Origin of the sequence: Nonomuraea jabiensis (assembly GCF_014204795.1) — a bacterium.
GTDB classification, from domain to species: Bacteria; Actinomycetota; Actinomycetes; order Streptosporangiales; family Streptosporangiaceae; genus Nonomuraea; species Nonomuraea jabiensis.
The window spans coordinates 4540280-4565438 of the sequence record NZ_JACHMB010000001.1 but is presented as its reverse complement, the minus strand read 5'-3'; the positions used below and the strand labels follow the sequence as shown (position 1 = coordinate 4565438).

Here is a 25159-nt window from a genome sequence, read left to right as displayed (position 1 = left end):
CGGTATTTAGCGGGCTTCGGTGCGCGCGGTGCGGGCCTTGATCTCGCCGAGCGTGGTGTGGCTCTCCCGGATGACGGAGATCAGCACGTACGCGACCAGCAGCAGCCCGAGACAGAGCGCGTCGGCGGCCCACCAGGGAATCTCGGCGAGCAGCAGATAGCCGTCGGCGTCGCCCATCGACCTGATCACCGCCGTGACCACGGCCACCACCAGGGTGACCAGCAGCCAGCTTCGCAGGCGCGGCAGGTTCCCGTTGTTCCACAGCCGGATCCGCCAGCCCATGAAGACGGCGAGCACGCCGAGCAGGGCGCAGAACCCGATCAGCCACCAGGGCAGGGCGAAGGCGGTCTGGTCGGCGATCTGCTGCTGCGTGGTCCGCAGCTCCACCTCGGCCTTCCGCTTGGCCTCCACGGCCGCGTCGAGCTGCTTCTTCAGCTGGGCGACACTCCTCTCCTGGCGCGGAGGAGTCGCGGGGGCGTCCGTCGGAAGCATCCGCGCCACGACGGTCAGCATGATCGCGACGAACGACAGCGCCAGGACGATGGCCATGAACAGGTCGATGAAGCGCAGATCGAGCGGCGGGGCGAACGATCGGGCGGGCCGCCTCCTCACGGCTCCCTCACCAGCGTGTACTTCTGCGGGCGGCTCTCGGCCGCGCTCAGCCGCTCCACCGCGGTACGCAGCGCGTCCAGGCCCTTGACGAGCTCCTCGGTCCGGCCCCTGGACTGGGCCAGCTCCTGGGTGAGCCCGTGCATGGCGGGGGCCGCCTGCTTGGCGGGCAGCCGCGCGATGTAGATCAGGAACACCTCGTCGGCGGCCACCACGCCGGCCCGCTCGCCCCGCTCGACCAGGGCCATCGCGCCGAACGCCAGCACGCTCAGGAACAGCGCGATCAGCGTCACGCCGAACGCGGAGGCCAGCTCGGGCAGCACGTGCTGCTTGAGCGCGGCGATCAGCACCCCGGGGTCGCCCTCGCGGTCCAGGGCGTTCGAGAACGAGTTGACCATCGCGCCCATCGTCAGCGCGGTGCCGATGAACCCGAAGACCGGCAGCGCCCAGATGAGCGCGTGGTCGAGGTGGTGCTTGTTGGCCATCTCGCTCTCGTCCAGCGCGGACCGGGCGCTCAGCACCGCCTCGCAGTCGTTCCCGGCCTCGGCCGCCTCCTTGAACAGCTTGAGCCGCCGCGCCACCAACGTGTCGTCGGTCGGCTTCACCGCGTGGACGTTCGACACGGCCCGAGCCGTCGCGGCGTTCTCCCGCCGGATGTCCGGCACGGCCCTGACGATCCTGAGCACCGCGGTCAGGAACACCGCGATGATCAGCGTGACCACGAGCTCCGCCGCCACGGGGGCCGTGGTCGCGCCCACGGACACCAGCAGCGCTTCCACCATTCCGGCCGCCATCAGCAGCGCGGAGAACACCAGGCCCACTACAGGCGCGAACACCGAGTGACGCCAGCCGTACCTTGACACTCTTTACCCTCACTCCGGCACGCAAAATGTCAGAGATCCACCTAAGCACATGTAAAACACGCGTTGGTTACGGTCTGCGGTGTCAGCGGTACCAAATGTGCTGGATCGGTGCCCTGCGCCTGGTGGACGACCCCCGCTATCGAGTGAGCACACCATCGCAAAGCTGGAAGTCTCCGTCCTCGTCAACATATGCGGAGCCTTGCCCGTCGGCGTAGCGCTCCCAGAGCTCGCCCGGAACCGCGCCGCCATCTCGACGGCAGAAGCTCCTGAGCGGGTCCCGGTCCACGCCTGAAAGATCCCAGATGCGGGGGCCACCCCACGGGCTGCCCATCACCGCAGTTCGTCCGTCCTCGCTGAGGGCCACCGCGTGCACGGCACGACCCCCCGTCTTCAGGCCGGCCAACCTCACGGGTCTCGACGGCTCTGACAGATCCCACAGGACGGCACGCCCGCTATAGTCAGCGGTCAGTGCCAGCTCTCCCTTGCGGGCCACGGCGACAGCGAAAACGTCATGGAAGTCGCCCCCCATCGTCGCCACCCGCACAGGCTTCGTGCGGTCGCTGAGGTCCCAGACGTCCGCTCCACGTCCGGTGCCGAACACGGCTCTGCGACCGTCAGGACTGAACGCGACGGATTCCTCTCCTTGATCATTGGCATAGAGCTCGACGGGATGGGCCGGATCCGTCAGATCCCAGACGAGCGCCCCGTTGCCCCCAACCGCTGCCGCTGTCTTGCCATCGGCGCTGACGGCCATGCCGTAGAGATAGTCACCGGCAACCTTCAGCGTCGATCGGCGGGCCGGATGGGACCGACGCCTGAAGTCCCATACCTCCGCAATCACACCACCATCCAGGCCCTCGTATGCGACCAAGGCAGTTGTCCCGTCACCAGACAGGGCGATCTCATAGAAGAACTCCGCACGCGACAGGAAAGCTGTTTTGCGCGGATGCGCTCGATCGTCGAGGTCCCACACGGTCAGGCCCTCATAGTGTTCGGCGGTCAGGACGGTTGTCCCATCTGCCGACATCGCCATCTCGACGACTTCGGAGCCTTTGCGATCGAGCACATCTTTATCGAGGACGTCCCTCTCCGTGTGCTCGCGAGACAGCTCCCACCGGTGCACCTTCTCATCGAAGGGAAGGGCCAGCATGAAGGATCCGTCCGAGGTCATCGCCACCTCATCGGCTCGGGTGACATCGTTGAGGTCGAAAAGCCCGTCGTTGGCGAGGGTGTCGGCCAGGGCCTCCCGCGTCTGAGCATCGGCGTGCAGGCGTACGGCTGCCGCTCCGAGCCATCTGGCATCTCCGGCATCGACTTCGCGCAGTTGTGCGCCCTTGAGCGCCAGTTTCCGCGCCAACGCCACGCGTTCGACGTCATGGCGCTCGCCTGCTTCGACAGCGGTACTCCACGCGGAGACGGCCAGTACGACCAGGAGGGCCAGGAACCACCGTGTCCGGTCAGCGTGCGGGAGGTGCACCTGTGCTCCATTCGAAGCCATTCATGCCCAGGCAAAGATCAAGGGCGGCCGGTCGGCGATGTCGCCGACCGGCCGCCCTTGGACGATCTGTGGAGGTGGCGGGAATCGAACCCGCGTCCTTCAACCCCAAGTCAGGGCTTCTCCGGGCGCAGCCTGCTGTGCTTTTCTCAGCCCCGGCGATCACGCAGGCGAGTCGCCGACGGGCTCAGCCACTGTTTGATTTCCCGCTCTTCCCCGTGGCCGGGTCGAGCGGTTGAGCCTTCTAACGATGCCAGACACCGGGCCGAAGGCACTCCCGGGCTGACAGTGGTTTCGCTACTTAGGCAGCGAGGCCCAGGGAATCCTGGGCAGCCACAGTGCGCTTGGAATTGGCACTTGTTGTTTGCGGTCACAGGATTAACGAGGTTATGTCCGCAGTCCTCGGCCCGCTTCACCTGGCTTGCAAAGTCGAAGTCGAAGCCAGTCACCCCCTGTGCAGTTGTCAACACACCTCCGAGGAGGTGAGCAACAAGAATCTACAGGGAACAACGCCCCCAACGCCAACTTGATTCCCGATGACGAAACCCCCGGGAGCACGGCACAACGGCGCGCGCCCCCGGGGGCCGACCGGCAGGGTCGAGCCGGTCCGGACGGCAGGACTTCCCCCGAGATGAAGTCCTGATCTCATCACGGCGACTGGATCCGCAACCCCCCGAGCGGGTCCAGTCACTCAGTAAGACGCAGCCGGACCCTCGAATGGTTGCTCACAGTGACCACAATTTCACTGAGAGTTCTGAAGGGCCGAGAAGAAGCCGCCCGCGACCGCTCCGGGGTCGTGGTTGCGCGCCAGCACGGCGACCGCCACCTCCCCCTGCCAGCCCACGAACCACTTGAGCTGGCTGCCCGCCGTGGCCGTCACGCCGTAGACCCTGCCCTTGCCCGCCTGGGCGGGCGTGCCGGTCGCACCGGCCGCCATCATCCGCTTGAGCGGCGCGAGGACCTTCGGGTCGATGGGCACGGGGGCGGGCTGCGGGGTCTGCGCCGCCTCCGCCGCCGGATCGGGCGACCTGGGGTCGGTGACCAGCACCGGCGGGCGCCAGGTGCCCGAGGCGACCGCGGCGGCCACCAGCGCCATGCCGAGCGGGCTGACCTCCACGTTCTGGCCCGCGATGGCCTTGGCCTTGTCGGCGTCGCCGGCCAGCTGCGGCAGCGAGCCGCTGAAGGACTTCAGCGGCAGCCGCCACGGCAGGCCCACGCCGAGCGCCTTGGCGCTCGCCGACAGGTCGTCGGCCGTGACGCGGCGGGCCAGCGAGGCCAGCGCGGTGACGCAGCCCTTGGCGAAGTTTTCCTGGAAGGTGGCCGAGGGCGTGACGCCGGTGGACTCCGCGGCCTGCACGAACTTGGCGCCGCCGACCGTGCGCTCGTCCGGGCAGGCCAGCCGCAGCTTCGGGCTGACGTCCTTCTTGAGCAGCGCGTCCGCGGCCACGATCGAGAACGCCGTGCCCGCGGGGAAGCGGCCGGCCAGCGCGCCCATCTCCTGGTTCAGGTCCTTCTGCCGGGTCAGCTCGCCCTGGGACCCGACCGCGAGGATCTGACCGGTGTCGCGCTGCACCGCCACCAGCAGGCTCGCCTCCGTCTCGCCCAGCGCCTGCTCGGCCGCCGCCTGGACGGAGCGGTCGATGGTGGTCTTCACCGAGACGTTCTCCCGGCCCCGCCACTCCTTCAGCAGGGCGACCTGCTTGCCGGTCTTCAGGTCGAGCGTGATCACCTTGGTCTGCGTCGAACCGGTCAGGTAGTCCTGGTACGCCTGCTGGAGGCCGCTCCTGCCGACCGAGTCACCGGCCCGCTCGGGCCCGCCGAGCTTCTGCTCGGTCTCGGGGGTGAGCGCGCTGACGCTGCCGACGATCTGCTGCGGCGGCTCGGGGTTGACCGGCTGGTCCTGCTGCACGGTCTCGATCCCGTCGATGGCGTCGAGCTTCGACTGCATCGTCTGGTAGCGAGAGCGGCCGAACGTGACCAGCGGCACGAACTTGTCGGGCGGCGACGACCTGATGCGGCTCAGCAGGCGGTCCTGCGCATAGTCGGTGATCTTGGACAGCTTGGCGGCGACCTCCTCCGCCCTGTCACCGAGCTTGGCCGGGTAGACGCCCACGCTGTAGAAGACGGTGTTGCCCTGCAGCGGCTCGCCCGTGCGGTCGACGATCGGCTTGCGCGGCCTCGGGTCGGTGTCGACGGCGAACCGCTGCCCCTCCTTGAGCTGCGGATGCAGCACCGAAGGCGACCAGCGCACCTTCCAGGTGCCGTCCACGAGGTGGAGCGGGAGCAGCCCGTCGTACTCCCAGAGGGGGTTGTTCTCCCCCAGGTCGACCTCGGCGCGGAAGTCGGCCTTGGCCTCCTCGCCCGTCATGCTGAGGCTCTTGATCTTGAACCGGAAGGAGGCCGCGTCGAGCTCCTGCTTGGCGTCGGACAGCGTCTTGCGCACGGTGGCCTGGTCGCCGTCGGTGCGGCCGGCGGCGAGCTCGTAGTCGCCCGACTGCCAGCCCACGAGGAAGTCCCGCACCGCGTCGTGCGGTGAGGGCTCCTCGAAACAGCCGGTCAGGGTCGTGCCGGCGACCACCAGGGTGGCGGCCGCGGAGAGGATGCGGCGAGCGCGTGTCATGGGGTGCGGGGCCGCCGTCTCATCGGTTGCGGTGCCGCAGGGCCCGGGCCATCTCCCGCTTCGCCTGCTGCTCCGCCAGCGACTGCCGCTTGTCCCAGTCTTTCTTGCCCCGGGCAAGCGCGATCTCGACCTTGGCCCTGCCGTCCTTGAAGTAGAGCGTCAGCGGCACGATCGTGAGCCCGCCCTCCTTCGTCTTGGCGGCGAGCTTGTCGATCTCCTTGCGGTGCAGCAGCAGCTTGCGCTTGCGGCGGGCGGCGTGGTTGGTCCACGTCCCCTGGGAGTATTCGGGGATGTGGACGTTGAGCAGCCACGCTTCGCCGCCGTCGATGCTGGCGTAGCCGTCGACGAGCGAGGCGCGGCCCTCGCGCAGCGACTTCACCTCGGTGCCCTGGAGCACGAGACCCGCCTCGAACGTGTCCTCGAGGAGGTAATCGTGTCTGGCACGCTTGTTCTGGGCGATGACCTTACGCCCGGTCTCACGTGGCATGCTTCGACTTTACCGGCGATCCCTAGACCCTCAGGTAGCGGCGGAGCGTCACGAACGATGCCAGCACACAGATGACCACACCGATGACCATGGTGATGGTGATCGTCTGGGCCACATCGTTCCAGCCCAGCTGCGCGGTGGTGTCGCCCAGGTACTTTCCGAGCTCCTCGAAGAGGAAGACCTTCGTGACGATCAGGATGACCGCCGCGAACACCCCGCCGATCAGGCCGGCGATGACGCCTTCCATGACGAACGGGAGCTGGATGTAGAGGTTGGACGCGCCGACCAGGCGCATGATGCCCGTCTCCCTACGCCGGTTGAACGCCGAGAGCCGTACCGTGTTGCCGATCAGGAGCGCCGCCGCCAGCACCAGGATGATGGCCACCGCGAGCGCGTAGAACGCCAGCTTGTCGAGCAGCTCGAAGAACGGACCGACCAACTGGGCCTGGTCCACGACCTGCGACACGCCCGGCTGCCCCTGCATGGCCTGCACGACAGAGGTGTAGTTGTTCGGGTCTGCCACCTTGATGCGGAACGACTGTGGCATGTCCTCGACTTTGGTGGCGGACAGGAGGGCCTTGTTGGAGTTGGCGTACATCTTTTGGAAGTTCTGGAACGCCGTCGACTGGTCCTCGAAGAACACCTCCTTGACCCCCGGGGTGCCCTTGATGAGCGTCTGGAGCGCCTCCGTCTGGGCCTTGGTGATCTCCTTGCCCTTGCACGACTCCATGGCCGTGCCCTTGCTGCACAGGTAGACCGAGACCTCGACCTTGTCGTCCCAGTAGCCCTTCATCATGCCGACCTGGGCGTTGATCATCAAGCCGACGCCCAGCATCGCCATGCCGACCGCAACGGTGATGACCACCGCGATCGTCATGGTCAGGTTGCGACGGAGGCCGATCCAGACCTCGGAGAAGATGAAATTCGCCCGCATGTTCTGTCTGCAGCTCCCTGTCAGTACGCCTGGCCGTAGACGCCACGCGACTGGTCACGGACGATCTTGCCGTCCTCCAGCTCCACCACGCGCTTGCGCATGGAGTCGACGATGGCCGCGTCGTGCGTGGCCATGACGACCGTGGTGCCAGTCCTGTTGATGCGGTCGAGCACCTTCATGATGCCGATGCTCGTCGCGGGGTCGATGTTGCCCGTGGGCTCGTCGGCCAGCAGGATCATCGGCCGGTTGACGAACGCGCGGGCCATGGCGACGCGCTGCTGCTCGCCGCCGGACAGCTCGTCGGGCATGCGGTGGGCCTTGCCTTCCAGGCCGACCAGCTCGATGACCTCGGGCACCACCTTGCGGATGAACCGCCGGGGCTTTCCGATGACCTCGAGGGCGAACGCCACGTTCTCGTAGACGTTCTTGTTCGGGAGCAGCCTGAAGTCCTGGAACACGCAGCCGATGCGGCGGCGCAGGTGCGGCACCTTGAAGTTGGAGAGGCGGGCCAGGTCCTTGCCGGCGACGTGGATCGCGCCGGAGTTGGGCCGCTCCTCCTTGAGGATCAGTCGCAGGAACGTGGACTTGCCTGATCCCGAGGGACCGACGAGGAACACGAACTCACCCTTGTCCACGTCAACGGACACGTGGTCGAGGGCGGGCCGGTTCTGGTTCGCGTAGACCTTGGTGACATTATCGAAATGGATCACGAGAGCATCACGGCATGCCAGTCTAGGGGTCAGGACGGAAGCGAGGGTGGCACATGCCCACTTCCCGCCACCGGCCGATCGGGTTACGCGGTCTTTACTGATGATCGACGTTCCGATTGGCCAGACGACAGTCTAGGGGGAAGACTGGCATGGAAAGTCCATAACGGAAACAAAACGATTGTGCGGCTAGACTTGGGGCTGTCATGAGTTGTGAACACCTCGTATGCGCGCAGTGCGCCCACCCCGTGATCGAGGGACGCTGCCCCACCTGCCGTGCCAGCAGGGAGCGGATGCACCAGCACGGCTTCGCCGGGCTGTCACCCGCTCTGATCGCTCTGCTGCTGGTCGTCCTACTCTTCGTGAGCCTGGTGCTCAAGCACCTGAGCGGGCTCTAGTCGGCGGTCCCCGACTCCTGGCGGCGCATCCAGCGGATCTCGGACTCGATGAACCCGTCGAGGTCGCCGTCGAGCACTGCCGACGGGTTGCCCGCTTCGGTGCCCGTGCGTAGATCCTTCACGATCTGGTACGGGTGCAGGACGTAGTTGCGGATCTGCGTGCCCCAGGACGTCGTGGTGGCGCCGCGCAGCTCCGACATCTTCTCCGCCTCCTCCTGCCGCTTGCGCTCCAGCAGCTTGGCCTGCAGGACGTTCATGGCGGTGGCGCGGTTCTGCAGCTGCGAGCGCTCGTTCTGGCAGGAGACCACGATGTTGGTCGGGAGGTGCGTGATGCGCACCGCCGAGTCGGTCGTGTTGACGCCCTGGCCGCCCGGGCCGCTCGACCGGTAGACGTCGACGCGGATCTCGTCCTCGTTGATGTCGATGTGGTCGGTCTGCTCGACGACCGGCACGACGTCGACCCCGGCGAACGAGGTCTGCCTGCGGCCCTGGTTGTCGAACGGGCTGATGCGGACCAGCCGGTGGGTGCCGTGCTCGCCGCGGAGCGTGCCGTACGCGTAGGGCGCCTTGATCGTGAACGTGGCCGACTTGATGCCGGCCTCCTCCGCGTAGGAGGTGTCGTAGACCTCGGTGGCGTAGCCCTTGCGCTCGGCCCAGCGCAGGTACATGCGCAGCAGCATCTCGGCCCAGTCGGCGGCGTCGACCCCGCCCGCCTGGGAGTTGATCGTGACGAGCGCCTCGCGGGCGTCGTACTCGCCCGAGAGCAGCGTGCGCACCTCGAGAGCCCCGATGTCGGACTTGAGCGTCTCAAGCTCCTTGTCGGCCTCGGCGCGCGTGTCGTCGTCACCCTCCTCGGCCGCCAGCTCGTAGAGGACGCTGAGATCGTCGAGGCGGCGCGCGACGCCCTCGACGCGGTTGAGCTCACCCTGGAGGTGAGAGAGCTTGCTGGTGACCTTCTGCGCCTGGTCGGGGTCGTCCCACAGGTCAGGTGCGGCAACCTGCTGCTCCAGCTCCTCGATCTGCTTGCGCATCGCGTCGAGGTCGAGCACGTCCTGGATGCTGCGGAGCGTGCCCGCGAGCTCGTTGATCTCTTCTGCCGGATCGATGCCTGCCACGTCTCCCAAGCCTACTTCCCCCGGAGAGCTGCGCCCCCCATCCCCGCACACGTGGTCAAAAGGCGGCTTCTGTTCGGGCACCGGAGGGCCCGCCGCCCCGCGGGCGCGAATAACATGGCGAGGTGCGTGCATACGGTCGGCGGAAGGTGCTGGCGCTCGCCGCCGGCGTACTGGCCGCGGCGACCGCCTGCACGGGCAATTCCCCGGCCGAGCCGTCCAAGGCGGCCGCGACCTCGTCGGCGACCGCGTCCCCCGCGCCCTCCGCACCCGTGACGGCCGTCACGCGGGCCGAGGCCGCCGACGAGTTCTTCAAGCTCACGGCCACCGACGATACGCTGCGGGCTCCGAACGAGCTCCAGGGACGGCTGGACATGGAGCTGAAGGACGTCGTGACGGGCGGGCAGGCGCCGCTGACCGCGGCGGCGTTCCTGTCCCACGACTTCGCGCCGCCGCGCTACAAGTGGGGGACGCCGAAGCTGTTCGTGCCGAGGTTCCCGCCGACCGAGCAGGCGCCCTGGTTCAGCGCGCTGGCGACGCGCGACGGCAGCCCGACCCTGCTGACGTTCACCAAGTCCCCCGACCGGTGGCGGCTCAGCTCCGCGGCCGAACTCCTGCCCGGGCAGGAGGTGCCGGAGATCCAGCTCGACGCCGAGGGCTACGCGACCGCGGTGGCGCCCGACGACAGAACGGTCACGATCAGCCCGCAGTTCATGGGTCCGGTGCACGCCAGCGTGGCCGAGACCGGGACCGCCGGGCCCACGGCCGGGCTCCTCGCGCCGGGGCCGTACACGACCGAGGTGGCCGCGCAGATCGCCCACCTGCGGGATGTTCTCAAGAACAGCGACGAGCAGGGCGGCTACAGCTACGACTCGATCTTCAGCGCCGACAACTGGCCCGTGTACGCGCTACGGACCACGAACGGCGGGGCGCTGATCCAGTATTCGCTGTCGCGGACATCGACCACGACCGCCGTGACGAAGGCGGCCGAGGGCGACGGGATCCCGGTGCCCGATCCGGCCCAGTGGGCGCTCGGCCAGTCGAAGATGCGCAAGACGCTGCGACTGGTCGAGACGCACCAGTACGCCACCGTGGTGCCGCCCCTGAAGGCCCCGGCCGCCGCCCCGGTCATCGCCCACGACGGCGCCCTGACGCGCGCCTCGGGCCAATAGCAACTTGAGTTGACTAATTTGCCTATAGGCAACTATGGTTGCTCGCATGCCGGCCGACATTCCCGTAACCCAGGAGCCCGCTGACGCGCTGGCGGCCGTGGTCGCCCTGCGGCGCCTGGCCGATCAGCTGGAGGACGCCGCCGTCGAGCAGGCGATGCGGGCCGGCTGGAGCTGGCCGCAGGTCGCCGAGGCGCTCGGAGTCACCCGTCAAGCGGTGCACAAGAAGCACGCCAAGCGGCTCATCGCCGCCGGCGTCACGCTGAGGAGACGACAGTGAGCGCGATCGACCACTACATCCAGGCCGTCATCCTGCACGGCGAGACCGAGGCCAGGCAGGACGGGTCCGCCGCGATCGAGGCGCACCACCTGCTCCTGGGCATCGCCGCCCAGGAGGGCACCGCCGCGCGCGAGGTCCTGACCTCGGCGGGCCTGGACCGCCAGGCGATCCGCGACGCGCTGGACCGGGAGTTCGAGCACAGCCTGGGCACGGCCGGGGTGTCGCCCGCCTCGTTCGACCTCCCCGCGCCGACCCCCGACCCGGACCGCCGCGTGAGCCTGGGCGCCTCGGGGCGACTCTGCCTCGAACGCGGCTTCGCCCACGCCAAGCGCAAGAAGGACCTCAGACCCGGCCACCTGGTGCTCGGGATCCTGGAGGCCGAGGTCGGCACCGTGCGCCGCGCGCTCACCCTGGCAGGGGTGGACCGGGCCGCGCTGACGACCCGGCTCCATGAGGTGCTGGCGGACGGGAGCTGGTGACCCCCTGGGGCGCCCCGGAAGGCGCCCCACGCCGTGCGGCGCTCCGGGCGCACCACCGGGGCTCCTGCAGGCGGGGCGGCCCGGCTACGCCTCCGTGTGCGGGAGGTTGCTGGCCGCCACCAGGGTGCGGATCGCCCGCAGGGCGACCGACAGGGTGGCCAGGTCGAAGTGGTCGCTCTCCCAGATCTCCGAGAGCGTCTGCCGCGCCCTGGAGACCGCCGCCGAGTTGGCCTCCGACCACCGGGCCAGCCGCTCCTCCGGCGGCAGCCCCGGCGTGCTGTGAGCCAGCACGTCGCGGGTCAGCGAGGCGTGCGCGGCGTAGAGGTCGTCGCGCAGGGCCGAGCGGGCCATCGAGTTCCAGCGGTTGTCCCGGGGCAGCGCGATGATGCGCTCCCGTAGGCGGGCCAGCTGGAGCCGGTCCGCCAGGTCGAAGTAGACCTCCGCCACCTCGGTGACCGGGCGGCCCGTCAGCGACGCCACCTCCACCAGGTCCAGCATGGAGTACGCGGGCACCATGGCGGCCGCCCGCTCGGCCAGCTCCAGCGGCACGCCCCTGGCCACGAACGAGTCGCGGCGCTCCTCGTAGGCGGCCAGGTCGGGCCCGGTCAGCAGCTTGGGGATGTGGGTCAGCAGGCCGTTGACGCCCTTCACGAAGAAGGCGACGGACCCGGCCAGGTCCAGCGGCGGGCGGCGGTTGGCCAGCAGCCAGCGGGTGCCGCGCTCGGCCAGCTTGCGGGCCTCCAGCAGCATGGCGATCTGGGTGGCCGTGTCGACCTTGTTGTCCAGCGCCTCCACGGCCCGGTGGAAGCTGGGCAGGTCGAACACCTCGCGCGCCACGAGGTAGGCCCGCACGATGTCGGGGGTCGAGGCCCCGGTCTCCTCCCCGAAGCGGTACATGAACGTGGTGCCCATGGAGTTGACCAGCTCGTTCACCACGCAGGTGGTGATGATCTCGCGCCGCAGCGGGTGGGCGTCCATGTACGGGCGGAAGCGCTCGCGCAGCGCGGACGGGAAGTACGACACCAGCCACGAGGCCAGGTACGGCTCGTCGGGCAGGTCGGAGCCCAGCAGCTCGGCGTCGGCGACCAGCTTGGTGTAGGCCAGCAGGACGGAGAACTCGGGCGCGGTCAGGCCGAGCCTGGCCTGGCGGCGCTCGGCCAGCGTCTTGTCCGAGGGCAGGAACTCCAGCTCCCGGTTGACCAGGCCGTCCCGTTCCAGGCGGCGCAGGTAGCGGGAGTGGATGTGGAGCATCTCGACGGCCTGGGTGCGGGATGCGGCGAGGACCACGTTCTGCGCGTAGTTGTCACGCAGCACCAGGTCGGCGACCTCGTCGGTCATCGAGGTCAAGACCTGGTTGCGCTGCTTGTCGGTCAGCTCGCCGTCGCGCACGACCTGGTCGAGCAGGATCTTGATGTTCACCTCGTGGTCGGAGGTGTCGACCCCGGCCGAGTTGTCGATGAAGTCGGTGTTGACGAGCCCGCCGTTCAGCGCGAACTCGATGCGGGCGAGCTGGGTGAAGCCCAGGTTGCCGCCCTCGCCGATGACCTTGCAGCGCAGCTCCCCGGCGTTGACCCGCAGCCCGTCGTTGGCCTTGTCGCCCACGTCCGCGTTGGACTCCGAGCCGGCCTTGACGTAGGTGCCGATGCCGCCGTTCCACAGCAGGTCCACGGGGGCCCGCAGGATGGCGCTGATCAGGTCGTTGGGGGCCAGGGAGGTGACCCCGGCGGGGATGCCGAGCGCCTCGCGCATCTGCGGCGTGATGTGGATGGACTTGGCCGTGCGGGGGAAGACGCCGCCGCCGGGCGAGATCAGCTTGGCGTCGTAGTCCTCCCAGGAGCTGCGCGGCAGCTCGAAGAGGCGCTGCCGCTCCCCGTACGAGGAGGCCGCGTCGGGCGAGGGGTCGACGAAGATGTGCCGGTGGTCGAAGGCGGCCACCAGCCGGATGTGGCGGGACAGCAGCATGCCGTTGCCGAACACGTCGCCGGACATGTCGCCGATCCCGGCCACCGTGAAGTCGGTGCTCTGCACGTCCAGGCCCATGGTCCGGAAGTGGTACTTGACCGACTCCCAGGCGCCGCGGGCGGTGATGCCCATGGCCTTGTGGTCGTAGCCGATCGAGCCGCCGGAGGCGAACGCGTCGCCCAGCCAGAAGCCGTACTCCTTGGCCACGCCGTTGGCGATGTCGGAGAAGGTCGCGGTGCCCTTGTCGGCGGCGACCACGAGGTAGGTGTCGTCGCCGTCGTGCCTGACCACGTCGGGCGGCGGCACGACCTTGCCGTCCACGAGATTGTCGGTCACGTCGAGCAGGCCGGAGATGAACGTCCGGTAGCAGGCGACGCCTTCGACGAGCATCTCCTCCCGCGTTCCGGACACAGGCGGCTTCTTAACGACAAATCCGCCTTTAGACCCAGTGGGGACGATGACGGTGTTTTTCACCATCTGCGCCTTTACCAGGCCGAGAATCTCCGTACGGAAGTCCTCCATCCGGTCCGACCACCGCAGCCCGCCCCGCGCCACTTTCCCGAAGCGCAGATGCACGCCCTCGACCCGCGGCGAATAGACGAATATTTCGTACTTCGGCCGCGGCAGCGGCAGGACGCTGATCGCCTGCGGGTCGAATTTGAGGGATATGTACGGTTTGCGGTGTCCATCGACCGTTTGGAAGTAATTCGTGCGCAATGTCGCCTGAATCATCTCCAGGTACGCCCGCAGGATCCGGTCCTCGTCCAGCGAGGCCACCTCGTCGAGCGCGCCCAGGATCTCCTCGCTGAGCGCCTCGGCGAGATCGAGCCGCACGTCCTCGCCACGCCGCGGATCGAGCTTGGCCTCGAAGAGGCTCACCAGCAGCCGCGCCAGCCGCACGTTCCCGGCCAGCACCCGCTCCATGTAGGTCTGCGAGAACGTGCCCCCGGCCTGGCGCAGGTACTTGGCGTACACCCGGAGGATCTCGACCTGCTCCCAGGTCAGCCCGGCGCTCAGGATGAGCGCGTTGAAGTTGTCGGCCTCGACCTGCCCCTTCCACAGGGCGCCGAGCCCGTCCTGGAACAGCCGCTTGAAGTCGTCCCTGGCGACCTCCTCCGTCGGCGTGTACCGCAGGCCGAAGTCGTAGATCCAGGCGTTCTTCGTGTTGGGGTCGTTGTCGCGGTCGATCTCGTACGGCCGCTCGTCCACGACCTCGACGCCGAGCCGCTGGATCAGCGGCAGCGCCTCGGAGAGCGAGATCGGCGAGCCGACCTTGTAGATCTTGAGCCGCCGCTCCCCCTCGGCCGCGTCGTACGGCTCGTAGAGGTTGATGTCCACCTCCGCGCCGTCGCCCACGGCCACGAGGTCCTCCAGGCGGCGCAGGTCCACGACGGCCACCTTGGGCGGGAAGTCCGCCTTGTAGCCCTCGGGGAACGCGGAGGCGTACCGCTTGATGAGCCCGGGCGCCTCGTCCTCGGAGGTCATCCGCCCCAGCTCGGTGGCCAGGTCGTCCTCCCAGGAGCGGGTCAGGGCGGCCAGCCGGGCCTCCAGCTCCTCCACGTCCACGCTCGGCGGCGGGAGCTGCTTGCCCCGCTCGCCCCGCACCACCACGTGCAGGCGGGCCAGCACCGACTCGCCGATCATGGCGCTGTAGTCGAGCGACTTGCCGCCCAGGGCCTTCAGCAGCACCTCCTGCATCTTCAGCCGCACCTTGGTGGTGTAGCGGTCGCGCGGCAGGTAGATCAGGCAGGAGATGTAGCGGCCGTAGTCGTCGCGGCGCAGGAAGAGCTTGACCTGCTTGCGCTCGCGCAGCCGCAGCACGCCCAGCGCGATCGGCAGGAGCTGGTCGACCGAGGTCTGGAAGAGCTCGTCGCGCGGGAACGTCTCGAGGATCTCGATCAGGTCCTTGCCGTCGTGGCTGTCGGGCGACAGCCCGGCCCTGTCCAGCACGGCCGCCAGCTTCCGGCGGAGCACGGGGATCCTGGAGATCGACTCGTTGTAGGCGACATGCGTGAACAGGCCGAGGAAGCGCCGCTCGCCGACCACCTCGCCCTCGGGCGAGAAGATCTTGACCCCGATGTAGTCGAGGTAGGTCGCCCGGTGGACGGTGGCCCTGGAGTTGGCCTTGGTGGTGATCATGAGCTGCTTCTCGCGCGCCTTGGCGCGCACCTCGGCGGGCAGCGCCGAGAAGCTCTCCGAGCCGATCTTGTCGTCGCGCAGGATGCCCAGCGCCGCGCCCGGCAGCGCCCGCAGCGCCTCGCCCTCGTCGGTGTGCTCCAGCCGGTACTCGCGGTAGCCGAGGAAGGTGAAGTGCCCGTCGGCGAGCCAGCGCAGCAGGTCGATGCTGTCCTCGACCTCCGCGGGCTCCAGCGGCGGCGGGCTCATGCTCAGGTCCTCGGCGGTCTGTACGGCCAGCGCCCGCATCTTCCTGAAGTCCTCGACCGCGTGGCGCACGTCGGTGAGCACCCGCTGCAGGTCGGCCTCGAGCGCCCTGAGCGCCTCGGGGTCGGTCTGCCGGTCGACCTCGATGTGCATCCACGACTCGACCAGCATCTGGCCGGTGACGTCCTCCTGGCCGCGGCCGAGCATCCGGCCCGTCATGTCGCGGCGCACCCGCATCTGGGGGTGGACCAGCAGGTGGATGCCCAGGTCGTGGCGGTCGAGCTCCATCGTCACGGAGTCGACGAGGAAGGGCATGTCGTCCGTGACCACCTCGACCACCGAGTGGCCCGGGTCCCAGCCGTTCTCGTCCAGCGTGGGGGTGTAGGCGCGGACGACCGCCCGGCCCTGGGGGCGGACCTCGGCCAGCTGCCGCTGCGACATCGCGGGGCCGTACACGTCAACGGGGTTGCGGTCGAGCAGGTCCTCCGGCGCGACATGCCGGTAGTAGAACCGGAGGAAGGACAGGGCCTCCTCGGGGCCCACATGTTCGCTGCTCGCCGCGCAACTGTCCGCGGCTCGTTGGAGCAGCTCGTCCTTGGCCTCGTCGAGGGGCATTTCCGTCTCACTCCTTTGTGAGGGTTTGCCAAAGCTGTTCATAGCCAGGCCCTTAGTTCCCACAGCAGCGGGAAATAGTGCAAACGCGTTCTGCCGCGCAGATAGGGGGCGCCTGTCGAGCCGCCGGTGCCCGACTTGGTGCCGATCTGGCGTTCGACCATCTGGACATGACGCGTCCGCCACTGCGCGGCGGTCGCGTCGTGCGTCAGCAGGTCTTCGGCCAGTTGCCACAGGTCGTCGTACGACCCGCGGTCCCTCGCCACGGCCAGCAGCGAGCCCATGATCTCGTCGTCGGAGACCGGCAGGCCACGCTGGGAGAGGGCGGTGAGGTAAGCATCCCACAGCGAGGGCTCCTCCAGCCTGCGGCGCAGCCGTGCGAGCTCCGTGTCGCTGGCGTGCCTGAAGCTGCCGAGATAGCGCTCGTCCTTCAGCCCGGACAGGAACTCCAGCTCCCGGAACTGCACCGACTGGAAGCCGCTGGCTGGCGCCAGCTTCTCCCGGAACGTGAGGAAGTCCTGGGGCGTCATCGTCTCCAGGACGTCCACCTGCTCGATCAGCACCTTCTCGACCGCGTGCACCCGGCGGAACAGGTGCCTGGCCCGCCAGAGCTCGCCGGCGAACATGGCCTCGCGGGCGTTCTCCAGCTCGTGGAGCAGCAGCTTGAACCACAGCTCGTAGACCTGGTGGATGGTGATGAAGAGCAGCTCGTCGGGCGCTTCCGACTGCGGCCGTTGCTGTGCGAGAAGCTCGGGCAGGCGAAGATAGCCGCCGTACGACAGCCGGCCGCCTTCCTCGCCGAACCGCCGATGCGGGGGAACGGGCGCATCACCGTCGATGCCCACCGAACACCTCCCCCTGACCGTCCGGTCACGCTACACCGGACGCAAAGCCTCGCCGTACCGATACCACCCGAAAAGGGCACAGACGTCAACGTACAAACGTCAGCGTGACATCGACCTCGGGGGGTCGTCCTCGGAGGCTGCGGGAGCGTTCTTGAGCTCGTCGAGCTCTTCCGGAAGCTCGGCAAGCTCAATCAGCTCCGCCTGGCATCTCTCACACGTATCGAGGTGGCGTTCGAAGGCCTCGTGCTCGTCCTCATCGAGGACTCCGAGGACATAGGCAGCCACCTCGTCATGCATCAGCCGGCTACCCCCTTGTCCCGCAGCAGTTCGCGGAGAGCCCGGATCCCGTAATAGAGCCGGGACTTCACCGTGCCCGGCGGTATCCCCAGTATCTCCGCCGCTTCACTTATCGTACGGTCTCGGAGGTAGGTCTGCTCTATGACTTCGCGGTGTTCTTCAGAGAGGCTGCGAAGGGCGTCGGCGACGACCATCCGCGACAGGGCTCGCTCCGAGCCGTCGGGTACGGCCATCATGTCGACTTCGGGCGGCTCGACCTCTTGAGGCCGGACGCTCTTCCGTCGACGTCCATCGATAACGATGCGGCGGGCTACCGTCAGTAGCCACGCCCATATAAGGCTTGGTTCCCACTGCAGTCTTGCCGAGTTTTTCCAGGCTCGGACGAGCGTCTCCTGCACCACGTCTTCGGCCCATTGAAGGTCGTTACCTGTCGATTTGCGTACGTGGCGCAGCAGAGGGCCGCCGAACTCCTGGTAAAGCACCGCGATGCGATGCTCCGCCTCGGCATCCGCACTCTCGAACCTGCCGTCGAGGTGACCTAGCACGGGGCACATCTTTACACCTTCGTTATCTCGGCGGTAGCCACTCCGATAACTCCAGTCATTTCTAACTATCTCCGGCCATGTGCTGAACCAAGCCGGAGAGGCCCGCGTACCTCCGACCATGCACAGGCTTTTGCGCGGTGGCGAGCTGTTCATGCTCGGTGGCTTCGTCGTGGCGGCCGCGGTGACGATCGTGCTGGTCATGCCACCTTCGATCGATCCCGCCGCCACTGCGGCGACCCAGACATCATCGGGGCCCGTCACGGCCGCCGACCGTGACTTGCTCATCAAGGTGCGGCAGGCCGGCCTCTGGGAGATGCCCGTGGGCGACTATGCCCAGACCCGCGCGGAGTCCCAGCGCGTCAAGGAAGTCGGCAGGCTGATCATGCAGGACCACCAGAAGCTGGACCTGCTGACGCGGCAGACCGCCAAGAAGCTCGGGGTGGCACTGCCCAGCGAGCCCAATGCCGACCAGCAGAGCTGGATGGCCCAGCTGGCCTCGGAGCGCGGGCCCGCCTTCGACAAGGACTTCGCGAACCTGTTGCGGGCCGCGCACGGCAAGGTCTTCACCGTGGTGGCGGCCGTACGGGCAGGTACCCGCAACGCGGAGATCAGGAAGTTCGCCCAGGAAGGCATCAACTTCGTCATGCGCCACATGACGCTCCTGGAGTCCACCGGCCTGGTCGATCACACGCAGTTGCCCGAGCCTCCGACGCCCTCACCAGCTCCACCCGTCGCGATGGCGGTCGAAAAGAGGAGAGACGCATGACGAGATCAAGACGCATGGCCGCGGCCATGTCCGCATTGGCCGTGGTGGCTGGCGGATTGGTGTCCGCGGCCGTCATCGGCGTCGGCCCCGCGCGCGCCGACCACTGCGACCCCGCCCAGGCCTCCCAGGAGCAGCAGGGCCAGCAGCGGAACAACCGGAACGGGAACCGGAACCAAGATCAGAACCAACAAGATCAAGATCAGCAGGGACAGGATCAGGACCAGCAGCAGCAGGATCAGAACCAGAACCAGGATCAGAACGGCCAGAACCAAGACCAGAACCAGAACCAGCAGGACCAGAACAACAACCAGCAGAACAACAACCAGCAGAACGGCCAGCAGCAGAACGGCCAGCAGAACAACCAGCAGCAGGACCAGAACGGCGACCAGCAGCAGAACGCCGACCAGCAGGGCCAGGGCGGCGGGCGTGCCGTGCTCGACCCGGCCCAGAACCCCGACGGCCAGAACTCTGACGCCCAGAACTCCGACGGCCAGAACTCCGACGCTCAGAACTCCGACGCCCAGAACCCCGCCCCGGAGCAGACCGCCGAGACCTTCGGCCGCCGCAACCGGCCGACCCGCAACCCCGGCCAGGGCAACAACAACGGGAACAACGGTAATAACGGCAATAACGGGAACAACGGCAACGCCTCCCCCAGCCCGTCCCCCACAGCGTCCGAGGACCACAACGAATGCGCCGACCTGGGCCCGTTCGTCGAGGACTTCGTCGACATCCGCCGGGTAGCGCCGCGTCAGCTTGACGCCCGCATCGGCAGGGGCGGCTCGCGCGGCTCCTTCGTCTCCGCCTGCGGCACGAACCGCAACGGCCACAACAACCCGGACAACTTCATCGTCGCGCCGGGCGTGAGCAACGGAGCCCACCACCTCCACGACTACGTGGGCAACCTGTCGACGGACGGCTTCTCCACCGACGAGAGCCTGGCCGCCGCGGGCACCACATGCCGGCTGGGCGACAAATCCACCTACTTCTGGCCGGTCCTCAGAGACCGCAAGGTGGACGTGAACACCGAGGACGCGGACGGCAACGTCGGCCAGGTGCTGCGTGCGCGCTCCGTGACGCTCCAGTTCCGCGGCAACGCCACCTCGCAGGTCGTCGCGATGCCGAGGTTCCTCAGGCTGATCACCGGTGACGCCAAGGCCGCCACCAACGGCGCCGGCAACGCCAGGGCCGCCTGGACCTGCACGGGATTCCAAAACCGTATAAGTCCCGATAAATATCCGCTTTGCCCGCGCGGCAGCCAAGTCGTTCGTATTCTGGACTTCCCTAGCTGCTGGGACGGCCAGAACACTGACAGCGCCAATCACCGAACGCACGTGGTCTTCCCCGGTCAGGGTGGCGCCTGCCCGCAAGGGACCAAGGCGGTGCCGGCACTGCGCATGACCCTCACGTACTCCGTGCCGCAGGGCCCGTCATACGCCGTGGACGCCTTCCCTGAACAGAAGCACAACCCGATCACCGACCACGCGGACTTCGCGAACGTGATGCCCGATCGGCTGATGCAGTTCGTCGTCTCTTGCATCAACCGGGGCCGCCGATGCTGATCTGAAGGCCCTCGCGGGCTACCCAGCCTTCCGAGTCGCACCCTCACCCGACCTTGGAGGGAACCTTAGATGCTCCACAGACGACACCCCCGGCACACTCCCACCAAGCTGGACACGCGCAGTGTCCGGCTGGGAGCCAGCGCCATGGTCATGGCCGTCGTGCTGTCGGCGTTCGCGCTGACGAGGACGGACCGTGGCATAGCGATCCTTGGCCGGGTGGTCGGCTTCCTCGAGTTCTATGTGGGCGTGATGGCCCTGGTGACGTTCACCGCGACCGTCGCGCTCGGCATCATCACCACCGAGCGGGTCTTCCTGTCCCCGGTCAACCGGGTCAGGTCCCAGCTCGCCCACAAGGCCTTCGGCCTTCTCGGGATGATCTTCCTGATCACGCACATCTCACTCATGATCAGCCTGGGGCACGTGCCACCGGGCGCGGCGGTCGTCCCCATCGCGGGGATCAACAAGGGTCTCGGCATCCTGGCCTTCGACATGATGATCGTGGCTGTGGTCACGGGGTTGCTCAGGAGGCGCTGGGCGGCGAAGGCCAGGCCGTGGATGTGGCGGGTGATGCACTCGGTCGCGTACCTGGGCTGGCCCGTCGCCATCATGCACGGCCTGACGGCCGGCCGTCCGCCGGCCGGCTGGGTGGCCTGGTCCTACGTGGCCAGCATCGCGGCGGTCGGCGGCGCGCTGGTCATCCGCGTGCTGGCCGCGGCCTTCCGCCCGCCGATCACACTCGAGAAGATCCAGGGGCCGGCGGTGACCAACCCCGCCGCCGTGGGCGTACCCGCCGAGCAGCCGCAGAAGGTCGCGGCGGGCAACGCCGCCGCCGCGGCCGCAGCCGCGGCCTCCGCAGCGGCAGCGGCAGCGGCCCCGAGAAGGAACGCACCGGTGAGCCTCGCCGAGCGGCGCAGGTATCGGGAGGCCGGATGAGACCGCCTCAGGAGACCCGGTTGACCCCCGCAACCCGACAGGAGCGATCGTGATTCCGGCCCGAGTGCCGCGGGTCTTACGGATGGGTCCCGCCCGGCTGACCGCCGGGCTGGACCAGACCCGCCGGCTGGACCTGCCCGCCCACCGCACCCTCCACGGCTCCCCCAAGCCGCGCGACCTGGACCAGCTCATCTCGATGGCCAACGAGGTGGACATGCGCGGCCGCGGCGGCGCGGCGTTCCCGTTCGCGCGCAAGCTGCGGGCCGTCGCCGACGCGGTGGGCTCCAGCGGCGAGTGCGTCGTCCTCATCAACGGCGCCGAAGGCGAGCCGGCCAGCTCCAAGGACGCCATGCTCCTCACCCGCAACCCCCACCTCGTGCTCGACGGCGCCGTGCTGGCCGCCGAGGCGCTGGGCGCCCGCGAGGTGGTTCTCGCCACGGCCGGCGGCGAGGTCGCCGAGGCGTCCGTCAACGCCGCCGTGGACGAGCGCCGGGCCGCGAACGTCGCCGGCGGCGCGGAGAGCCGCATCCCGATCCGGGTGGTCGGGATCAAGGAGCGGTTCATCTCCGGCGAGGGCGGCGCGCTCGTCAACGCCGTCAACGGCGAGATAGGCATCCCGCCCGGCCGCAAGAGGCGGGCCGCGATCAGCGGCGTGGACGGCCTGCCGACCCTGCTGTCCAACACGGAGACGTACGCGCAGCTGGCACTGCTGGCCGAGCTCGGCCCGGAGAGGTACGCCGAGGTCGGCACCCCCAAGGAGCCCGGCACCATCCTGCTCACCGTCAGCGGCGGCGCGGCCAACGGCGCGGTCATCGAGGCGCCGACCGGCACGTACCTGGCGGACGTGCTGGCGCTCACCGAGGCCGAGATCGGCGACGGGGTGCTCATCGGGGGCTACCACGGCGCGTGGCTGTCGGCCGAGGTGGCCCAGACGGCCGTGATCTCGCGCGAGGGCATGAAGCTCGCCGGCGCGACCCTGGGGGCCGGGATCATCGTCCCGCTCGGCGAGTCGACGTGCTCGCTGGGCGAGGCCGCCCGGGTCACCTCCTACCTGGCGGGCGAGTCGGCCGGCCAGTGCGGCCCCTGCCGGCTCGGCCTGCCTGACCTGGCCTGGGCCATGAACTCGCTGGTCGAGGGGAGCGGCTCCGTGGACGCCGTACGGCGCTGCGTGCGCGGCGTCGAGCGGCGGGGGGCGTGCTTCCACCCGGACGGCACGGCCAAGTTCGTGCTGTCGGCGCTGGACGCGTTCGAGAGCGAGATCGCGCTCCACCTGGAGCACGGCTCGTGCGGCCGGCCGGTCCGCGGCGTGCTGCCGATGCCCGAGCCCGAGAACGACTACGTCGAGTACCGGCTGGAGGTCGACTGGTCCCGGTGCGCGGGACACGGGCTCTGCGCCCATCTGCTCCCGGAGTTCGTGGAGCTGGACGACTACGGGTTCCCGTCGTTCAGGACCGTCCCGGGCTGGATGGCCAAGGAGGCGCGGCGCACGGTCGAGATGTGCCCCGCGCTGGCCCTGCGCATGGTCCAGACGACGGGAGACGGTCATGGCGGTCCGGCTCCGAAGCCGTCCGCCTCACCGCTGCGGCTCGTCAAGGACGGAGTCCTCAACAAGAAGGCCGAGAAGAGCGGCCCGCCGCGGCTCACCCGGGTGGGGGGCGTCACCCCCAGGAGCGCGTTCGGAGGGAGCGCCGGGTGAGCCCCGAAGTGATGGAGATGTGACCAAACCTGGCGGGTCATCCGGACGTCTCACCGAGCGGCTCAACACCGATCACCACGGAGGCGTCCATGGACCGCCGGGACTTCCTGCATGTCGCCGCGCTCGCCCCGCTGGCCGCCACTGTGCCGTCTACTGGGCGGCCTACCGGCACGTCCGGGCTCTCCGCGCCCCCGCCGAACTGGGCGAGGCTGCGGCGACAGCTGAAGGGCACGCTCGTGCTGCCGGGCGACGCCGGATACGACACCGCGCGCCGCCTGTACAACCCCGCCTACGACCGGATCCGGCCGGGCGGGGTCGCCTACTGTACGAGCGCGGCCGACGTGTCGGCGTGCCTGACGTTCGCGCGCACCGGCGGCGTGCCGGTCACCACCCGCTCGGGAGGTCACTCCTACGCGGGCTGGTCCACAGGGCCCGGGCTGGTGATCGACGTGTCCAGGATGAGCTCGGTCGTCTATGCGGGCGGCCGGGCCACGATCGGCGCGGGCGCCAAGCTGATCGACGTCTACGACCGGCTCGCCCGCCACGGCGTGAGCATCCCCGCCGGCTCCTGCCCCACGGTCGGGGTCGGCGGCCTCACGCTGGGCGGCGGCATCGGCGTGGTGTCCCGCAAGTACGGTCTCACCTGCGACAACCTCCAGTCGGTACGCGTCGTCACGGCCGACGGCCGGACCCTGGACTGCGACGCCACGCGCAACGCCGGCCTCTACTGGGCCTGCAGGGGCGGTGGCGGCGGGAACTTCGGCGTGGCCGTCTCCTTCACCTTCAGGACGTTCGCCGCACGCGACGTCACCGTGTTCTTCCTGCACTGGCCGTGGGCCAGGGCGGGAGCAGCGGTCAGGGCATGGCAGTCGTGGGGGCCTTCGGCGCCGGACGAGCTGTGGTCCTCGCTGCACCTGGGACGCTCGGGCGGCGGCCTGGACGTCGCGATCGTCGGCACGTACGTGGGCGGCAAGCCCGCACTCGACCGGCTGCTGGCCCCGCTCGTCGACAAGATCGGGCGGCCCTCCTCCCGCTCGGCCCGGACGGTCCCTTACCTGGACGGCATGAAGATCATGGGCGGCTGCGCGGCCATGTCGATCGCCGAGTGCCGGCGGATGCCGCGGGAGGCGTTCGCGGCCAAGTCGCACATGGCGTACCGGAAGCTGCCGGCGGACGGCGTGCGGGCGCTGGTGGACGGGGTGGCGCGCGGCGGGCGGCACTCGGTGCTGCTGGACGCCATGGGCGGGGCCATCGGGCGGGTCGGTCCGGCGGACACGGCGTTTCCCCACCGGGCGGCGCTTTACAGCGTGCAGTATTACGCGGAGGGGACGGATCGGCGGTGGCTGCGCGGACTACATTCCGACATGTCCCCATTTTTCGGTGATCATGCTTACGTTAATTACATCGACCCCGATCTGAGTAATTGGCGGAATGCGTACTACGGGCCCAATGCGGCCCGGCTGGCCGAGGTGAAATCCACGTACGACCCCGGCCGGCTGTTCCGGCTGCCCCAGGGCATCTAGATCTGTCCGCGTACGTACACCGGCTCCCCCTCCTTCACCATGTTGTACACGCGCACGGACGTCGACAGCGGCATGCGGACGCAGCCGTGCGAGGCGGGCCTGAGCGGCACCTCCGTCGAGCCGTGCATGGCGATGCCGCCGACGAAGTAGAGCGAGTTGTACATCGAGCCCAGCCGGCTCGTCGTCCAGCCGGGCGCCTTCCTGGTCACGCGGAAGTCGCCCACCGGCGTGACCGCGTTGCCGCAGTGGCCCTTCTCGCAGTACTGCACCTCGGCGCCGGTGGAGATGTGGGTGACCAGCGCCGGGCGGTTGTCGCGATAGACGGTGAGGAGCTGGTGGGTCAGGCTGATCTCGACCCGGTCCGCGCCGCCCTGCGGCACCAGCGGGCGCAGGCTCTTGCTCCGCCTGAGCGCCGCCCACGTCTTCGGCCCCACCTCGCCTCTCGGCACCATCCCCCTGCTCTTGTGCAACCCCCAGACCGCGTACCTCGTCTGGTCGTCGTAGATCCCGTGCGCCGGGCCGAAGTAGAAGCCGCCGTCGTGCAGGCGCCGCTGGAGCAGCCTGACCGCCTCGCCCCGGTCGCCCGGCCGCAGCACGCCGATCTTCCCGGCGCGGGCGCCCCTGACGCCCTTGACCGCCGGGACCGGCTTCACCACCTTCACCGCCTCCGGCTCCGCTTCCACCGCCGGGACCGGCATCACGTCCGGCACCGCCTGCACCGCCGGGATGCCCGTGTCGGTCTGGACGCCCGTGTCCCCCGGCGAGGGCTCGTCCGCGAAAGCGGGCGCCGCGGCCAACAGCGGCAGAAAACATCCCGCGGCCAGCGCCGCCATTCCCCTTATGCTCATAAATCGACGCGTACCCAGATCGCCGATAATTCACA

Annotated in this window: 22 protein-coding genes and 1 other RNA gene; 9 read left to right on the top strand and 14 right to left on the bottom strand. The window is 68.8% G+C overall.

What is annotated here, in order from left to right; translation table 11 throughout:
- Positions 1-6 precede the first annotated feature (6 nt).
- The 8 genes from HD596_RS21045 to ftsE all read right to left on the bottom strand — a co-directional run bounded on the left by HD596_RS21045 (position 7) and on the right by ftsE (position 7718).
- The gene (locus HD596_RS21045) at positions 7-612 is read right to left on the bottom strand and encodes a hypothetical protein (RefSeq protein WP_185071050.1); all 606 of its coding nucleotides are present in this window, start codon (positions 610-612) and stop codon (positions 7-9) included.
- Complete coding sequence (locus HD596_RS21040) at positions 609-1445, bottom strand: hypothetical protein (RefSeq protein ID WP_185071049.1); 837 nt, start codon at positions 1443-1445, stop codon at positions 609-611. Before HD596_RS21040 ends, HD596_RS21045 begins: the two co-directional genes overlap by 4 nt.
- 163 nt (positions 1446-1608) lie before the next feature.
- Positions 1609-2949 carry a WD40 repeat domain-containing protein gene (locus HD596_RS21035; protein ID WP_185071048.1) on the bottom strand — a complete coding sequence of 447 codons (1341 nt, stop codon included), beginning with the start codon at positions 2947-2949 and terminating at the stop codon, positions 1609-1611.
- An 87-nt stretch (positions 2950-3036) separates the two neighbouring features.
- Positions 3037-3420, bottom strand: a transfer-messenger RNA (tmRNA) gene (ssrA, locus tag HD596_RS21030).
- A 289-nt stretch (positions 3421-3709) separates the two neighbouring features.
- Positions 3710-5587 carry a penicillin-binding transpeptidase domain-containing protein gene (locus HD596_RS21025; protein WP_185071047.1) on the bottom strand — a complete coding sequence of 626 codons (1878 nt, stop codon included), beginning with the start codon at positions 5585-5587 and terminating at the stop codon, positions 3710-3712.
- A gap of 19 nt (positions 5588-5606) precedes the next feature.
- The gene (smpB, locus tag HD596_RS21020; RefSeq protein WP_185071046.1) at positions 5607-6074 is read right to left on the bottom strand and encodes an SsrA-binding protein SmpB; all 468 of its coding nucleotides are present in this window, start codon (positions 6072-6074) and stop codon (positions 5607-5609) included.
- A 22-nt stretch (positions 6075-6096) separates the two neighbouring features.
- The gene (gene ftsX, locus HD596_RS21015) at positions 6097-7008 is read right to left on the bottom strand and encodes a permease-like cell division protein FtsX (protein WP_185071045.1); all 912 of its coding nucleotides are present in this window, start codon (positions 7006-7008) and stop codon (positions 6097-6099) included.
- A 20-nt stretch (positions 7009-7028) separates the two neighbouring features.
- Positions 7029-7718: a cell division ATP-binding protein FtsE gene (gene ftsE, locus HD596_RS21010; RefSeq protein ID WP_091079803.1), complete on the bottom strand. Its 690-nt coding sequence runs from the start codon at positions 7716-7718 to the stop codon at positions 7029-7031.
- Between the two features lie 203 nt (positions 7719-7921).
- Here ftsE and HD596_RS21005 point away from each other — a divergent pair, with 203 nt between their 5' ends.
- On the top strand, positions 7922-8113 hold the full coding sequence (locus tag HD596_RS21005; RefSeq protein WP_185071044.1) for a hypothetical protein: 192 nt from the start codon (positions 7922-7924) through the stop codon (positions 8111-8113).
- Here the strand turns inward: HD596_RS21005 and prfB are convergent.
- Complete coding sequence (gene prfB / locus HD596_RS21000) at positions 8110-9228, bottom strand: peptide chain release factor 2 (protein WP_185071043.1); 1119 nt, start codon at positions 9226-9228, stop codon at positions 8110-8112. The two genes, HD596_RS21005 and prfB, sit on opposite strands and share 4 nt — an antisense overlap.
- A gap of 122 nt (positions 9229-9350) precedes the next feature.
- Between prfB and HD596_RS20995 the strand changes: the two genes are divergently transcribed.
- From HD596_RS20995 to HD596_RS20985, 3 genes are read left to right on the top strand one after another with little or no spacing between them, the layout of a single operon-like run.
- Positions 9351-10397, top strand: coding sequence for a DUF8094 domain-containing protein (locus HD596_RS20995; protein ID WP_185071042.1), 1047 nt, complete (start codon positions 9351-9353; stop codon positions 10395-10397).
- Positions 10398-10443: 46 nt separating this feature from the next.
- A complete protein-coding gene (locus HD596_RS20990; protein ID WP_185071041.1) occupies positions 10444-10674 on the top strand; it encodes a hypothetical protein in 231 nt (76 codons plus the stop codon).
- Positions 10671-11153, top strand: a complete 483-nt coding sequence (locus tag HD596_RS20985; RefSeq protein WP_185071040.1) for a Clp protease N-terminal domain-containing protein — start codon at positions 10671-10673, stop codon at positions 11151-11153. Before HD596_RS20990 ends, HD596_RS20985 begins: the two co-directional genes overlap by 4 nt.
- Before the next feature lie 84 nt (positions 11154-11237).
- Here HD596_RS20985 and HD596_RS20980 read toward each other — a convergent pair whose 3' ends face one another.
- The 4 genes from HD596_RS20980 to HD596_RS20965 all read right to left on the bottom strand — a co-directional run bounded on the left by HD596_RS20980 (position 11238) and on the right by HD596_RS20965 (position 17805).
- Entirely contained in the window at positions 11238-16112 is a 4875-nt protein-coding gene (locus tag HD596_RS20980; RefSeq protein ID WP_185071039.1) for an NAD-glutamate dehydrogenase, read from the bottom strand.
- A 38-nt stretch (positions 16113-16150) separates the two neighbouring features.
- Positions 16151-16954 carry a tryptophan 2,3-dioxygenase gene (locus tag HD596_RS64825; RefSeq protein WP_221519426.1) on the bottom strand — a complete coding sequence of 268 codons (804 nt, stop codon included), beginning with the start codon at positions 16952-16954 and terminating at the stop codon, positions 16151-16153.
- A 99-nt stretch (positions 16955-17053) separates the two neighbouring features.
- Positions 17054-17251, bottom strand: a complete 198-nt coding sequence (locus HD596_RS20970; RefSeq protein WP_185071038.1) for a zf-HC2 domain-containing protein — start codon at positions 17249-17251, stop codon at positions 17054-17056.
- Positions 17251-17805 carry a sigma-70 family RNA polymerase sigma factor gene (locus tag HD596_RS20965; RefSeq protein ID WP_221519425.1) on the bottom strand — a complete coding sequence of 185 codons (555 nt, stop codon included), beginning with the start codon at positions 17803-17805 and terminating at the stop codon, positions 17251-17253. The genes HD596_RS20970 and HD596_RS20965 overlap by 1 nt, the downstream gene beginning before the upstream one ends.
- Before the next feature lie 109 nt (positions 17806-17914).
- On the opposite strand from HD596_RS20965, the gene HD596_RS20960 reads away from it, so the two are divergent.
- The 5 genes from HD596_RS20960 (at position 17915) to HD596_RS20940 (ending at position 24276) form a co-directional block, all read left to right on the top strand.
- Positions 17915-18562 carry a DUF4142 domain-containing protein gene (locus HD596_RS20960; RefSeq protein WP_185071036.1) on the top strand — a complete coding sequence of 216 codons (648 nt, stop codon included), beginning with the start codon at positions 17915-17917 and terminating at the stop codon, positions 18560-18562.
- 14 nt (positions 18563-18576) lie between these two features.
- Positions 18577-20124: a DUF1996 domain-containing protein gene (locus HD596_RS20955; RefSeq protein ID WP_246554677.1), complete on the top strand. Its 1548-nt coding sequence runs from the start codon at positions 18577-18579 to the stop codon at positions 20122-20124.
- Positions 20125-20193: 69 nt separating this feature from the next.
- Positions 20194-21057 (top strand): hypothetical protein, encoded by an 864-nt coding sequence (locus HD596_RS20950; RefSeq protein ID WP_185071035.1) that lies wholly within the window; start codon positions 20194-20196, stop codon positions 21055-21057.
- A gap of 49 nt (positions 21058-21106) precedes the next feature.
- On the top strand, positions 21107-22753 hold the full coding sequence (locus HD596_RS20945; protein ID WP_313044630.1) for an NADH-ubiquinone oxidoreductase-F iron-sulfur binding region domain-containing protein: 1647 nt from the start codon (positions 21107-21109) through the stop codon (positions 22751-22753).
- A gap of 89 nt (positions 22754-22842) precedes the next feature.
- Positions 22843-24276, top strand: coding sequence for an FAD-binding oxidoreductase (locus tag HD596_RS20940; protein WP_185071034.1), 1434 nt, complete (start codon positions 22843-22845; stop codon positions 24274-24276).
- On the opposite strand, the gene HD596_RS20935 is transcribed toward HD596_RS20940, so the two are convergent.
- Positions 24273-25109: a L,D-transpeptidase family protein gene (locus HD596_RS20935; RefSeq protein WP_185071033.1), complete on the bottom strand. Its 837-nt coding sequence runs from the start codon at positions 25107-25109 to the stop codon at positions 24273-24275. The two genes, HD596_RS20940 and HD596_RS20935, sit on opposite strands and share 4 nt — an antisense overlap.
- Between the last annotated feature and the right edge of the window lie 50 nt (positions 25110-25159).

Excerpts from the sequence above, each read along its gene's own strand:
- HD596_RS21025 (WP_185071047.1), bottom strand. The coding sequence starts at position 5,587 with ATGACACGCGCTCGCCGCATCCTCTCCGCGGCCGCCACCCTGGTGGTC.
- smpB (WP_185071046.1), bottom strand. The coding sequence starts at position 6,074 with ATGCCACGTGAGACCGGGCGTAAGGTCATCGCCCAGAACAAGCGTGCC.
- ftsX (WP_185071045.1), bottom strand. The coding sequence starts at position 7,008 with ATGCGGGCGAATTTCATCTTCTCCGAGGTCTGGATCGGCCTCCGTCGC.
- HD596_RS21005 (WP_185071044.1), top strand. The coding sequence starts at position 7,922 with ATGAGTTGTGAACACCTCGTATGCGCGCAGTGCGCCCACCCCGTGATC.
- HD596_RS20990 (WP_185071041.1), top strand. The coding sequence starts at position 10,444 with ATGCCGGCCGACATTCCCGTAACCCAGGAGCCCGCTGACGCGCTGGCG.
- HD596_RS20980 (WP_185071039.1), bottom strand. The coding sequence starts at position 16,112 with ATGCCCCTCGACGAGGCCAAGGACGAGCTGCTCCAACGAGCCGCGGAC.
- HD596_RS20970 (WP_185071038.1), bottom strand. The coding sequence starts at position 17,251 with ATGCATGACGAGGTGGCTGCCTATGTCCTCGGAGTCCTCGATGAGGAC.
- HD596_RS20965 (WP_221519425.1), bottom strand. The coding sequence starts at position 17,805 with ATGTGCCCCGTGCTAGGTCACCTCGACGGCAGGTTCGAGAGTGCGGAT.
- HD596_RS20960 (WP_185071036.1), top strand. The coding sequence starts at position 17,915 with ATGCACAGGCTTTTGCGCGGTGGCGAGCTGTTCATGCTCGGTGGCTTC.
- HD596_RS20955 (WP_246554677.1), top strand. The coding sequence starts at position 18,577 with ATGGCCGCGGCCATGTCCGCATTGGCCGTGGTGGCTGGCGGATTGGTG.
- HD596_RS20950 (WP_185071035.1), top strand. The coding sequence starts at position 20,194 with ATGCTCCACAGACGACACCCCCGGCACACTCCCACCAAGCTGGACACG.
- HD596_RS20940 (WP_185071034.1), top strand. The coding sequence starts at position 22,843 with ATGGACCGCCGGGACTTCCTGCATGTCGCCGCGCTCGCCCCGCTGGCC.
- HD596_RS20935 (WP_185071033.1), bottom strand. The coding sequence starts at position 25,109 with ATGGCGGCGCTGGCCGCGGGATGTTTTCTGCCGCTGTTGGCCGCGGCG.